The organism is Synechococcus sp. MU1655 (assembly GCF_023630655.1).
Taxonomy (GTDB): Bacteria; Cyanobacteriota; Cyanobacteriia; order PCC-6307; family Cyanobiaceae; genus Synechococcus_C.
In genome coordinates, this window is the sequence record NZ_JAKUHK010000028.1 from 1 (window position 1) to 13,061 (window position 13,061).

12 protein-coding genes are annotated in these 13,061 nt (G+C 48.7%); 6 read left to right on the forward strand and 6 right to left on the reverse strand.

Going from position 1 to position 13,061, the window contains the following annotated elements:
- Positions 1-298: ATP-binding cassette domain-containing protein (locus tag NCN04_RS02555; protein WP_250395095.1), on the reverse strand; the 298-nt coding region annotated here is incomplete at its 3' end.
- Between the two features lie 620 nt (positions 299-918).
- Positions 919-2,982: a mechanosensitive ion channel family protein gene (locus tag NCN04_RS02560; protein WP_250395096.1), complete on the reverse strand. Its 2,064-nt coding sequence runs from the start codon at positions 2,980-2,982 to the stop codon at positions 919-921.
- Between the two features lie 478 nt (positions 2,983-3,460).
- On the opposite strand from NCN04_RS02560, the gene NCN04_RS02565 reads away from it, so the two are divergent.
- The 3 genes from NCN04_RS02565 to NCN04_RS02575 are packed head-to-tail and all read left to right on the forward strand — an operon-like array spanning position 3,461 to position 5,774.
- Positions 3,461-4,243 (forward strand): ATPase, encoded by a 783-nt coding sequence (locus tag NCN04_RS02565; RefSeq protein ID WP_250395097.1) that lies wholly within the window; start codon positions 3,461-3,463, stop codon positions 4,241-4,243.
- Between the two features lie 5 nt (positions 4,244-4,248).
- Entirely contained in the window at positions 4,249-5,064 is an 816-nt protein-coding gene (locus NCN04_RS02570) for a metallophosphoesterase family protein (protein WP_250395098.1), read from the forward strand.
- Positions 5,064-5,774 (forward strand): hypothetical protein, encoded by a 711-nt coding sequence (locus NCN04_RS02575; protein ID WP_048346546.1) that lies wholly within the window; start codon positions 5,064-5,066, stop codon positions 5,772-5,774. Before NCN04_RS02570 ends, NCN04_RS02575 begins: the two co-directional genes overlap by 1 nt.
- 45 nt (positions 5,775-5,819) lie before the next feature.
- On the opposite strand, the gene NCN04_RS02580 is transcribed toward NCN04_RS02575, so the two are convergent.
- Entirely contained in the window at positions 5,820-7,892 is a 2,073-nt protein-coding gene (locus NCN04_RS02580; protein ID WP_250395099.1) for a 4Fe-4S binding protein, read from the reverse strand.
- Positions 7,893-8,012: 120 nt separating this feature from the next.
- Between NCN04_RS02580 and NCN04_RS02585 the strand changes: the two genes are divergently transcribed.
- On the forward strand, positions 8,013-9,545 hold the full coding sequence (locus tag NCN04_RS02585; protein WP_250395100.1) for a class I adenylate-forming enzyme family protein: 1,533 nt from the start codon (positions 8,013-8,015) through the stop codon (positions 9,543-9,545).
- A gap of 131 nt (positions 9,546-9,676) precedes the next feature.
- Positions 9,677-9,970 carry a hypothetical protein gene (locus NCN04_RS02590; protein WP_048346543.1) on the forward strand — a complete coding sequence of 98 codons (294 nt, stop codon included), beginning with the start codon at positions 9,677-9,679 and terminating at the stop codon, positions 9,968-9,970.
- 534 nt (positions 9,971-10,504) lie between these two features.
- On the opposite strand, the gene NCN04_RS02595 is transcribed toward NCN04_RS02590, so the two are convergent.
- Entirely contained in the window at positions 10,505-10,885 is a 381-nt protein-coding gene (locus NCN04_RS02595) for a hypothetical protein (RefSeq protein WP_048346541.1), read from the reverse strand.
- Between the two features lie 386 nt (positions 10,886-11,271).
- Here NCN04_RS02595 and NCN04_RS02600 point away from each other — a divergent pair, with 386 nt between their 5' ends.
- On the forward strand, positions 11,272-11,418 hold the full coding sequence (locus NCN04_RS02600) for a hypothetical protein (RefSeq protein WP_250395101.1): 147 nt from the start codon (positions 11,272-11,274) through the stop codon (positions 11,416-11,418).
- Between the two features lie 138 nt (positions 11,419-11,556).
- On the opposite strand, the gene NCN04_RS02605 is transcribed toward NCN04_RS02600, so the two are convergent.
- Positions 11,557-12,150, reverse strand: a complete 594-nt coding sequence (locus tag NCN04_RS02605) for a DUF411 domain-containing protein (RefSeq protein ID WP_250395102.1) — start codon at positions 12,148-12,150, stop codon at positions 11,557-11,559.
- Positions 12,151-13,061, reverse strand: a 911-nt coding sequence (locus NCN04_RS02610; RefSeq protein ID WP_250395103.1) for a type III polyketide synthase, incomplete at its 5' end; no start/stop codon positions are given.

Consider the following 13,061-nt stretch of genomic DNA (forward strand, 5'->3'; position numbering starts at 1 on the left):
TTGCACGAATTTTTGGAGAAAATCGTGTCTCGAGATCACTGCTTGCAAGTCCAAGTGAGGAGCGTAGCTGCCAAATATTGATCGTGCTTTGACCAAACAGTTTAAAATGAGAATCTGGCTTCACTAATGGATAAAGGTTGCGATTGATGAGGTTGACTATCGTGCTTTTACCGGCGCCATTTGGTCCTAGTATCGTCGTTGATTCTCCCGTCCTTAGTTGTAAACATAGATCGTGAATCACTGGATGGCCACCTAGCCAGGCTTCTGCGTGATTGGCATCAAACCATATATCGCCCATCGTTTCGATATCCTGCTTGTGCGAAGTCTAGCAATCAGCTTTATTGATCTTCACTATTGCTTCCTGAATTTCAATACTAGTTGTTGTTATGACTGGACCATTAACAATTTAGGCTATCTCTTTGATCTGGTGTGTTGTGAGGGGTTATTCTTGGTGTCAACTCAACCAAACCTGTGCCGCTTGAAAGGTCCTACCGATTGATCAATTGACCAGAGGTTTGATGGATAGCATGCCTAGTGATCAGATTAGAAGTAATAACCGAGATTTGATTATGGCTGAATATTTAAGATTTAATTGGCAGCATGCAGCGTCTTTGCTTGTCAACTATTGGCCCCAGGATTGGCGTGATTTGATTACACGGATTTAGATTCCAACTTTGATGATGCAGGTGAATATAGTGTTGTACCAGCAATGAGTCTACGCTGCATTTATCGTCAGACTTCTAATTTATTGCTGGAGATCTTTCCATGAGATGCCGGAGGTCGTCACTTTGCATTTTTTGATAATCCTGATTGCTTTAATGATGTGTCTACCAAGCTCATGATGGAATTGTCATTTACGTTACATAAAGGGTGAAATTAATATTATCAATGTTTTTTGATGCTAAATGTCTCAGCCTGTTAATCCTTCCGCTTTGTGAAGCGTTCGGGTTGTGACTCCAGTTCAATCGCTGTTGGGAAAGGAATCACAATCTCTGCATCTGCCATGGCTCTTAGTAGCTTACGGTTGATTAGATCGATTGAGTCTTTGAACTGTGAATACGTTAGTCCTTGAGAAAAGGTATGGCATATGAAGTCGTAGCTGAATTCAGAGATGTCCATCAAACGGCAAGCTTTGAGTTCAAAGCCTGGGATGTCGTCAATGATGCTTTGCACAATTCCCGGGATTGTGGATAGCTGTGTATCCGTTGTGGCGTAGGACACTGATACAACAAAATGAGACTTTTCAACTTGAACAATGAGTTGATTAAGCGCTAATGTTAGTGATTCAGTTAACTCGATGTATTCACGCCAGTTCGATACTTTGATGAGACCGATGCAGCGAAGGATTTGCTCACCTCCTGCTTGTAGCTCAACAGTGAGACATGGATGACTGACATCAACGCGGTTGTTGGCATAGGTTCTTGACAACAACAGCAAATCCGAGATTTGATCTGGACTGAATGGTGATTGACCTTCAAGATCAAGCTTCAATTCAAGTCCTTGCATCATCGAAGTGCTTGACTTGAGTTGATTCCTAGAGAGATTGTTCACAACGCAGTCTTCAGCAACTGCATTTGGAATGGTGATGATTCCTGTTGCTGTTTCAATCTCTACAGAACGCAAACCAATTTTTGTGATGAAGCCTTGATCATCTCCTAGTGCGCAGAATTCGCCTACGCGTAAGGGCCGATCGGTCTGTAGTGACAAACCAGCAAATAAGTTGCCAAGCAACTTGGATGCGCCTAGGCCAATCGCTAAACCAGGGACTGTAGATAGGGCTAGAACAACGGCTGGAGATAGACCCAGTTGGAGTAACATTCGGTAGATCAATGCAATGGCGACAACACCGGAAAGCACGCGGCAAATGGGCATGATGCGATTGCTGGTTCTTGATAATTCCCAGACCTCCTGAGTCCCAGACATTCGAACTAGTGTTTCTGATGTTGAACGTCCAAATGCTTCAAAAAAGAGGAAAACCAGAATTACGAGGAAGCTGAAATAAGTAACTTCAAATATGATTGTGAATAAGATTAAGGGTAAACCTGTGAAGTTAAGATATTCATCAATGAAGATTTCGGTTAGTTTTGCGAGTGGAACCAATGGAAGCATGAGCGCTGCTCGTTTCCAGGCAAGGGAATCCAACAGCCAAGCCCTGGATGGATCCTCTGATTTCTTCTGGTAGGTTTGAATTAATTGATGAAAGAGTATTGCTGTAATCAATGCAAAGATACTTACTGCAAGAGCAGCTAAAACGACTTGGAATAGCGTTTCGCCAAATAGGATTTCTGTTTCAATCAAACTTCGGAACTTACTGGGTAAAATTAAATACCACTTGGGTGGAAAGAGGTGTCCGGGTGTATGGATGAAGTCCTCATAAAATGTATTCGTAGAAAATTTTTGGTTCTCTTCAGTTGTGGCTTGACCCTGTGCCTGCTCGTAGATGTTTGATGCATTGGCAACCGTTGAAGCTGAGAAGTAAAAATTGCTATTGGTTGGATTTTCAGGAATCTGACTGCTTAGCTCAATCGATGAACCAGGCAGCGTCCATGATTGTGTTCGCTTGGATCGATTTTCATTCAGCTCCTTCATTCCCTTGGCATCTGGAATGTTGATAATTTGGCGACTGTTGTTGAAAATAAAATCAAGGGCCTGTTTCAGTTGAATGGCTGCTTCATCTTTGAGGTAGGAGCGCACACCTAGGGGAAACGACGACCCATCTAAGGCAGCAACAGCTGCATCAAATAAATCTTCTGCCTCAGCCATCTCGCGCAGTGTTTGACGATTCCAGAACAGACCTGGATCATTCAAATGGTTGGCTGTGACCTCATCAATGAGAATCCCCACATCAGCCATAACGGCATAGAAGTTTAGTAACGTGTCCCTTGGGGTATCGCCAACGACCTGACCTAGAGGAGTGTGTAGCCAGAGATCGGCTCTTTTTACGAGCTCTGGATAAAAAGGTTGATTATCCAGTGGAATCACTGGGTGAGAACTCTCATGTCTGAGATTCAGTGGTTGGTGGCCACTGCTTGTCGACACTGCGAGGGATGGTAGACCAGACACAATCAAGACGCAGAAGAGACCAGCTAAAAAAGAAAACACCAGATTGTTCCTTCTCAAGGCCGGTTAACGCAGACGCAATCTCAGCATATTGAGCATTTCTCTTTAGGTCTAGAAGCCCCACTCTCTTTTGAGTTCTATTCGTGCACGAATTTCAACCAATGTGTGACATCGAAAGCTCAACAGCTTTCGGGGATTTTCAACTTTGAACGCATGTTTCCGAGCTGCTCATGGGCGTCGGTTGTGTTTTCACACCCCTCATCTGGCATCTTTGTGGTCTAAACGTTGTGGATCTGAACACTTGTTACAGGCACAAGTGGCATTCGATCGACCATAATGAGAATCATTCCTGTTCCTGGTGTTGACCTGCCTAGGAAGTGAAGTCATTAAGTTCTGAGCCATGCCGCAGACCTGGTTGATCGTTGGCCCTCCCGGCTGCGGAAAAACCAATTGGATTCGCGAAACCCTGCTGAAGCATCAAGGTTCGTGTGCCTATTTGCGACTTGATGGTTGTAGTCACGAAGGTTTAGAGGCGGGGATCAACGCGGGGATCGATCGCAATTGGTTAAGCGATCAAATTCCGCGGCTGCAAGATCTTTCTAATGCAAGTGTTTCGCCTCTGCCTCCCTCTGAGGATTGCTTGACACTGATTGAGGCTCAGCAGTTCAGGTTTCCCTCCACCGCGGATTCTGATCGGATCGATCCTCGGATTCAGCAGCAATTGGATCGCTTGAATCTCAAACCAGATAAGACCTTGCACTTCGGTCGCGACTCTGAGTTGCCTAAGCAAGACACTTTGGATTTCACTCAACTTGAGGCTTGGCATCTCAACCTTCACGACAGCGTCTGGGATCCGAGCAGCCTCAGTAGCTTTTGGTTTGAGCTTGTGAATGGTGCCTATGGAGATGTCTATCGCGCTAAGGCTCTGATGAACTTGCCTGACGGTCGTTCTTTTTTCTGTAACTGGATGGTGAGTCAGGAGGGTTCGCAGTTCCTCCCTCTTGAGTCTGTCGAGCCCCCCACTGGTAGGCCAAGGCGATGTTCTCACCTTGTTGTTCAGGGCAAGGCTCTCGATCAGGTCGGGATCCAGAACACGATCAGCGACTGCTTACTCGCTGACGAGGTTCTCGAAATGCAACAGGCCCAACTGCGTCAACAACAACCAGACCTTCAACTCAACTGATAACGATGGCTCATGCTGTGATCTCCTGTTTGCACGCCAATCTCGCCGCTTTTGAAGCCGTGTTGGATGACATTGACCAACAAGGAATTAACACCGTTACTTGCCTGGGCGACCTTGTGGGCTATGGCCCCCAGCCCAATGAGGTGGTGGATCTGCTGCGACAGCGCTCTATTCCCACATGCCAAGGCTGTTGGGATGAGGACATTGTCGATGGCCTTAATTCTTGCGAATGCAGCTACCCGTCACAGCTTGCCGAGCGCCGAGGGCATCACGCCCATCATTGGACGGCGAGCCGTTTAACGGAGGACAACAAGGCATTTCTTGCCGAACTTCCATTGACCTTGCGTAAGGACAAGTTGCTGTTTGTGCACGGTAGTCCCAACAGTCAACACGAATATCTGTTGCCAGACATGAATGCTTTTGCAGCACTAGAACGGGTGGAAACGGCAGGAGCCGAAACCCTGTTCTGTGGTCATACCCATCAGCCTTATGTCCGCGAACTCACTGGTGGATCCATTCGTGTCAGCGTTCAACAGCGAGGGGGGCAGCCGTCTAATGAACAGGAGCTGACCCTGCCGTTGCGCCGCATCGTGAATGCTGGCTCGGTTGGTGAACCTAGACACGGCAACACAAATGCCACCTATGTCATCCATGACGACAGAACGGGTGAGGTGAGTATCCGGGAGGTGAACTATGACGTGGCAAAAACCTGCAGAGCCATTTTGGATGCTGGTTTGCCAGAGGTGTTCGCATGGCGACTGAGCCATGGATTCGAATACGCCGAACGTGCGGAAGATGCCAGCCACGTGTGTGAGCGCTGATGGAACGTTGGGCCCTGGTTTCTGGACTTTGTGGAGATCTCGATCTCTATGAACAAATCCAATCCGACTTGAAACGGAAGAACGGGATAGCGCATCTTTTTGTGCTGGGTGACATGGTCAGTCCAGATCGCAACTGCAATGCCTTGCTATCCCGGTTACGCCAACCTAAGCGTGGAGATTTCCAACCCAATTGCATCTATGGCTGGTGGGAAGAGCAGCTTCTTGCTGGACATGGTTACCGAGGCGATCAGAAACCAGAGGCTTTAGACGGCGACCACGATCCAACGACCTTTGAGAAACTGCGTGCGGCGGTGAGCCAGGATCATCTCAATTGGTTGGCTTCACTACAGTTTGGCTTCGTTGAACTGGATTGCGGTTTGATCCATGGAAGTTCAGCTGATGTGGGTGATTGTTTGCTTGAGACAACGTCACCCCTGATCCTTTTGGATCGCCTCACCCGTCTGGATGTGAATCGTTTGTTTACCGCTCGCAGTGGTCGGCAATTCCGACTTCAGCTCACAGGTGGTCAAATTCAGTCAAAGGTGATCGATCCTGCAGGCGAAGCTTCACAGGAACACACCGTTCCAAAACGCAGTGTGATCGGTATCGGCTCCGGGGCAAATTACACCCTTTATGACCCAGCCAGCGATCACATTGAATTTCTTAGTGCATCAGGTGGATCAGGACCGTCGAAGCTCGGATTTGGTTGACGGTCAGGAGGGTAAGGACGTGATCTTCTTCTCATCACCTATGGGTTAGCTGTCGACAAGCCATCGTCCACCTACTGCAAGCACGCAGACCCAAGCGGAAGCGACTATCCAAGCCGAGCGATGGGTAGCCAGCTGACGCCTGAGCAGCACCACACTCCACAACAAACCCAGACCTACAGCTCCGCTTTGGCAGAAACCAATCACATGGGAATCAGCTCTCCAGACAGGCAGCGCTTCCTGCCAAGACAGATCAAGAGGAGAGAAGCTCACCGGTAAGAAAGCTCCACCCTCGCTCATACCTAAAGGTAGATATTGTGCCAGCATGACGGCCCAAAGCAAAGGCAGCAATCCATAGAGCGTGCGTTGGAGTCGTTCCTTTTTCAGCAGAAAACGAGCGATTGCGAAGATGCTTGCAGGAAAAGCCAGAGTCATGACTGCGATCCCAAGCCTTGGCAGCAATGGACCTTCCGCCAGAGTCAGCGGAGCTTGAGTCCACCAGCCCCAAAGTTGATGCCAGTTTTGTAAGCAAATATCTCCTGCTAAAACCAAGATGAGAGCGGGTTCGCCACTTGGAACTTCCATGGAGCGCTGAATGTCTGCGGCAGGGGGTCGCACAGAAATTTGTACGGATTGGTGTGGGCAGGCCTGAGCGCAGGTGAGACAGAGCACGCAATTACGGTTGTCTTGAAGATGGGCGGGGTGCGTTCCTAGCGGGCAGCCCTCTGTGGCCAATCCTTCCCCTTCCGAGGGTCCTCCTTTGAAACAGGCATAACTGCTGCAGCTGCCGCTACATGTTCCCGCTTTCGCTCGCAGTTCCAAGACGGAAAGTTTGGCAAATAACCCATTCATTCCACCGACCGGACAGAGGTAACGACACCAAAACCGTTTCTCAAACAGCAGTGAACTGACTACTGCGCCTGTTGTAATCACAAGCAAGAGGCAGCTGCTCAACCAAGCTGTGTTTTGTAGGTTCCACACCTCTTCCCAGATCAAGATCACAGCAAATCCAGCTGCGAGCATGGGTGAGGCCCAAGTGTCGCTTTGACTTCGAGGCCAGCGATTGGGTTGCCAGCCAAGTCGACGAGCACAGCGTTGAACAATCTCTCCCCAGACCATGAACGGGCAGAAGGAACACCACAGTCGACCCACGAATGGATAACTCAAAAGAATGAGAGGCCACCACCAGCCCCAGAAAAGATTGAGAGCACCGTTATGGGCCCGGTCTTGTGGTCCGAGCCATAACCACAGGTTCACCAACACAAACAACCAGCTCACAACTCCAAACAGCAACCCATTCCATAGCGATGGGGAGCGCATCAACTCACGTAGCTTTGGTTTCCAACGCCAAATGTCGAAGCGATAGAGCTGTTGTCTTTGAGGCGTCCAAAACACCACTTCAGGTATCACGTGAGGGGCGGCTTGGCCCTCCTGTTCCATTTGTTGGAGAGCCTGCTGTATCAGCGTTTCGAGCTCGCGCAGATTGTTGGGGAAGTCGTAAGCCTGCAACTGTTTCACCACCGCCTCGGGAACCAGAGGAGCTTGAGCCCAGCCCAAGATGGAACTACGTTGCCGAACTCCGTAACGCAGCCATTCTCCGAGATCCTGACGCCTTACACGCAGGGGAGGAACGCGGATTACTGTGCAGCAACGATCAAAGCCAGGACTGAGTGTTTCTGATGTGAAGCTCAGACGGACTTGGCTATCAACCTTTCCTTCTGCTAACTCCAACAGGCGAGATTTGAGCTGTTCTGGCACCCGTTCCAGTTGATCGATTAGTAGCGATCCATGCCCCAGTTGTTGGAGTAGCGAAGCCTTGGATGGATCTCCCGAAGAACCGAAAATGTCGCTGCCATCGGGTTTAAGAAGAGCTCCATCAAGCCGAAGCATTAATTGCTTTCGGTCTGGCGATCCAAAATGAATCAAGGACGCGATATTGTCCTTTTCCAAGCCAGGCTCCCCGGAGATCAGAACAGGCCTGCGCTCGGAATCTGAGGCTGCGTTGCGGATCGCTTCACGTAGCTTGCAGGCGTAGCGACTGCTGCCGACAACTCCACGCCGAACACGACCCACGATGTAGGGAGCCAACTGTTGGAGGGGTTGAAGCGGATTCCCTGTCACAGATTTTGGATGGCAGAGGTGGACTCTTCCAGTGTGTTCTGAATGTGGCTTTGCAGGCAGGTCATTACAGAATTCGATCGCTTGATGCGTGCTATCAAAGGAAGAAATTGAGTTGTTGCCTTGCAGGTTTTCGGTCGATTCCTTGCTAAACCAGTCGAACTGAACGATCCGCTCCGATCAGCTTTGAGCCGAGATCCAGGCGCAGTGGCTCTGCATGATCTAAACGGCAGCATGAGTTGGGCTGAACTTGAACAGTCGTGCAATGCACTTGCGAAGCATTACCTGAGCATCGGTCTTCGCCCTGGCGACCGAATTGCCTCACTCATGCCTAATAGTTTGGAGGTGTTGATTCATTATTTAGCTGGCTTGCGCTGTGGGCTTGTGTTAACGCCACTGAACTATCGCTATACCGTTCCCGAAATCAACCATGCTCTTGAGGTCAGCGCTGCCAGATGCCTGTTGCATCACTGCGAACGTCAGACTGATGTTGATGCCAGCAATGTTTCAAGTGTCTGCGATCTTGGCTGCATCACGGCGAATGACGATGGATTCACCTCCGAGCTGAGCCAAGACTTTGGAGAGCTTGCGCTATCCCAAACAGAGCATGAATCTGATCAACCTTGCTTTTTATTCTTCACTTCAGGAAGCACAGGGAAACCGAAGGGTGTCACTCATACACGGCAAAGCTTGGGCTGGATGTTTTCTTCTCTGCTCGATGCCACCGCCTTAAAGCCTGGTGAGCAATTTCTTGCTGGCGGTTCTCTATCCCATATCGCCTCATCAACGTTTTCTTTGTCTGCGCTGTGCCGTGGGGCCTCTGTTCTGGTGCCTAACAATCTCAGCTGTACATCCCTGGAAATGTTGCTTCGGCAGCACCACCCGCAGGTCTTGATGGCCTTACCTGTCACGTTGTTCAGCCTTGTGCGCGATGAACGTCTACAACGCAGCGATTTTTCATCGGTTCGCCTTTGCATCAGTGGTGGAGACAAAGTGAATCATCAGTTGCATGTTGAGTTTGAGAATGCCACCGGACAGCGTATTGATGAGTGCTATGGCATGAGTGAGATTGGCTTTGCAAGCCTCTCCCCGATTGAAGGTGAAAATCGGCTTGGTTCTGTAGGACAAATGTGTCCTGGTTTTGAAGGCTGCATCCGCTCATCCGACGGACGAGAGCTGAGTTTTGGCGAGGAAGGTGTTCTCTGGGTGAAGTCCCCCACTTTGACGGTCGGATATTGGAATAATCCTTCTGCTACAGCGGAGTCCTTGCAGGAGGGGTGGTTTAACACCGGTGACGCCATGCGTCTTGATGATGATGGCTATTTCTGGTTTTGCGGTCGCAGAAAACAAATCATCGTTCACGACGGATCCAATATTTGTCCCCAAGATGTAGAGGAAGCTTTGATGGAGCACCCCGCCGTAGACCAGGCAGGAGTGATAGGAATTGAAGATTCCGTGCATGGACAAAATGTGCACGCTTATGTGTCTTTCAAATCTGGATTTGATGCCCCTTCAGTTCCAGAGCTGATTTCTTTTGCCCGTGAGCGGGTTGGCTACAAGGCTCCTGAAGTTTTGCAGGTCCTTCCCTCTCTTCCTCTGAATTCTGTGGGTAAGATCAACCGTGTTGCTCTTCATGCAATGACCTCCAGGCATTGATCTATCGATCACGAATAGATTCTCTCAAGGTTGCATTAACCTCTCGACTGGGTGTCAAACTTGTATATCAACTCAACTTCTAGTCACTGAGTAGAACGGGCACGATTGACTGACTTTGGCAAACTGAACTGATGAAGCACACCTTGCTATTGCTTTCTCTGATTGGAACAGCAGCATTGGCGCAGCGTTTTCAGATCCTTGATCGAGTAGATGGTTGGGTGATTGAACGCAAGTTGGATAGTGAACAGAATCAGGTTTGCCGCGCATCGGTTCCTGGGGGTGGATCTTGGTTCTCTGGTCGGGTGCACCTTGATCCTAATGACGCACTTGTGGTTCCAGAAGGTTTGATCGCACCCAACAAGGCATCGTTGAATTCGGCTCGGGAGGCGCTCCGTCTGTGCCGGTCAAGTCTTCTCTACTTCTAGGGGAATTGATCTGATCCAGGTGTGATCAAAGCAGGGACTTAATGATGGACGTGTTGGAGTGATCAGCATGTTCCAAAGATCCTCTCCAGAGCATTGCGCTTGTTATGGAGTGCATTGGAGCGTATGGGCTTCGTGGTCGATTCAAAAGCACTGTGCTGACCCAGCAAACCTGAAGTCCGAGAACAAGGATGGCAATCAGCCCATACTCAAATGCGCCTTGCATCAGTAGTGTTTGCCCCGATTCTCGATGGCATCCCTTTTGAAGCACTCCAACTCTTCAGGTGTGTGAAGCGGGGGCTTCTGCTTTTTTCCTGTCAGTCGCTGAATGAGTTGTAGGAGACGTTGCATGTTGTCAATGTGGCCTGTGAAATTTTACGAAAGCCAACACTGGTTTTTCTGTAGGGCGATGGTAAATCTTGGTTATCGTTTATTCAGCTCTAGTAATTGGCGGGTTAAATTAAATTTGTTAATGGTTGTCGGATTTAATTTTAATTGATAGTGGCTCAAATCTTCTAGCAGGCCGTGGTTCATCCATTAGCCACCTTTTGCCATGGCTTTAAAGGCTTCATTGTCCGAATCATCGGCCATATCAGTCAACAGGGCTTTGCTGTCTTCACCAAGATTCTCGAGGGTTTTAGCTGTATAGTCGTAGTTGTCAAAAATAGTTTCAACAGACCAAACATAATTATTTTCAATAGCATAGCTGCAAATACTTTTAACCACTTCATCTTGAGTGGCCTTTATGCCTTTGTCCCAGAGATCTTTAACGATGAAGTCCACTGTAACGGTCCCTTCAAGCATCGGGTCAATGTCGAATGCCAGCACGCAACCGAGTTCATTAAAGGTTTCAACCCAAGCATTGTTGGTCTCAAGGCAGCCCTTGATAATTGTATGAGCCTCTTGCTTTGTGGACACTTGGAAGCGATCAGATGTCTTCTTTTTAGTGCATCAACCCGGGCATTGCCTGGATATTTCAGATTTATTTTGTTCGGAATGTCTGACAATTCACATGGATGGACAAGCTTTGAGCTCACGGCTTGGATTTTGATGCCTGGCCACGCTTTTTAGGGTCAATGCTTGGAGTGATTCTGCCATGTGATCCTTCAAATTTTCTTATTTCATGACAGTACAGATTCTTCTTCGTGACACCCCTTCATCCAGTTCTTATTCAATATGCTGATTCAGCATGTTGGTATCGCTACAGCTCTGATGATAGGAATGCTTCTCTGACCACTTGTTGGATGTAATTCTTTCACATTAGTTGTGATGAGCTAAAGCGTATATCCAGTGATCACCGCGTCATGACAGTAGCGATACTGACCGCCCTCCCTTGGGAACAGTGCAAGTTTGAGCGCTTTGGCACTGCGATCCTCCCTCTGGATGACATGACGCCCCATAGCGACATCGATGCCAAACTCAAATTTGAAGGTGCAGACATCCGCTACTAGGTGATGCGCCTACGCCATCGGTCGGCCGTGTTGGAGAGCATGAGTCGCCATCAGCGGGTAACCCAGTGTTTGGGGTCTGCTGATGCGCAACCTTGCTATTCGTGAAGCTTAGTGTTTCACAAATCAGCAGAGAGGCGTTCACTTAGGCCTGATTTGATCATAGATTGTGGTCGTTCCATCGTTCGCGATGGCAAGGACATCAAATGCTTCAGCTTTGATCCCTGCAGTTTCCATCCCAGGAGATCCCATGGGCATTCCTGGAGCTGTGAGACCTCTGATTTCTGGACGTTCGTCCAACATTTTGTTGATGGATGCTGCAGGAACATGCCCCTCCACAACGTATCCCTCCACAACTGCAGTGTGGCAAGACGCCAGCTCTGGCGTGATGCCGTTGGCTTGTTTGAAAGCATCCATATCCTTCACCACCTTGTCTTGGATTGGGAAGCCTTCAGCTTCTATGTACTCACCCCATTTCGTGCAGCACCCACAACTCTCAGATCGATAAATGGCAATCTTGGGGCGAGTTGACGGACTCAATGGTTGCTCAATGATGGTTGCGGCTTGCTGAGCATTCACAGGTAGAGAGAGAATGGCAAAAAATAGTGCCATTAAAACCCCTAAATAAACTCGTTTCATCTCGATCCCACCGGTAACACTCTCTTGATCATAAGTGTTGGCTTCCTTTGAAATCTTGATCGTTAAAACTAGCAACTCATCGATAGTTGATTCCACCTATAGGGATATCAAAGCAACTTCTGCACATAACCCCGGCCCGAAGGCAAGTGCAACACAGGGTCCATGACAATGGTGCTGGCGCATATGCTTAAGAACAAACAAAATGGTTGCAGACGACATGTTTCCGTAGTGACTCAGGACATGTCTTGAAACAGCTACTTGGTCTTCACTCAGTGATAAGGCTTCAGCGCATGCTTGAAGAATTCTTGGACCTCCTGGATGGATGGCCCAATGTTGAATGTTCTTGAGATCTGTGCCACGGGCATCCAGCCATTCACATAGCCATGGTTGCAATGTGTTGGCAATTGCTTCAGGAACTTTAGGGGATAAGCCCATCGAGAAACCTTGATTTCCAATCTGCCAATGCATTAATTCTCTGGTCTCTGGAATCACTGTGGACCCGGAGGCCTGTAGACACAATCCGCTTGAACTTGGCTCATGGGTGACCCTCTCAGAATACGTCGCGACCGCTGCAGCAGCACCATCTGCAAACAAAGCATTGGCCACGAGCTGTTCAGGATTCCAGCCGTATTGCAAATGCAGACTGCATAGTTCAACAGCACAAAGCAGAACAACAGCTTTGGGATCTGCTTCTATAAAAGCATGAGCAACGCGTAAACCATTTAATGCCGCATGACATCCCATAAATCCCACATGCGTGCGTTGTGTATTTAGAGGTAAGTGAAGTTGATCAATCAGATCACAATCAACACCAGGAGCATGAAAACCTGTACAACTGATTGTGATCAGATGCGTGATGGTATGAGCAGAGATTTTCGACTCTGCTAGTGCCTGTTTGCTTGCTTTCAGCGCCAATGACGTGGCATGCAGTCGATACGCTTCCATCCGTGTTGCCGTGCTGGGGCTCTCATCCCCGTAAAACGGCAAGCGTTGATGAATTGCCTGTT

Coding starts and splice junctions, on each gene's coding strand:
- NCN04_RS02575 (WP_048346546.1), top strand. CDS start 5,064: ATGGAACGTTGGGCCCTGGTTTCTGGACTTTGTGGAGATCTCGATCTC.
- NCN04_RS02590 (WP_048346543.1), top strand. CDS start 9,677: ATGAAGCACACCTTGCTATTGCTTTCTCTGATTGGAACAGCAGCATTG.
- NCN04_RS02570 (WP_250395098.1), top strand. CDS start 4,249: ATGGCTCATGCTGTGATCTCCTGTTTGCACGCCAATCTCGCCGCTTTT.
- NCN04_RS02600 (WP_250395101.1), top strand. CDS start 11,272: ATGACAGTAGCGATACTGACCGCCCTCCCTTGGGAACAGTGCAAGTTT.
- NCN04_RS02565 (WP_250395097.1), top strand. CDS start 3,461: ATGCCGCAGACCTGGTTGATCGTTGGCCCTCCCGGCTGCGGAAAAACC.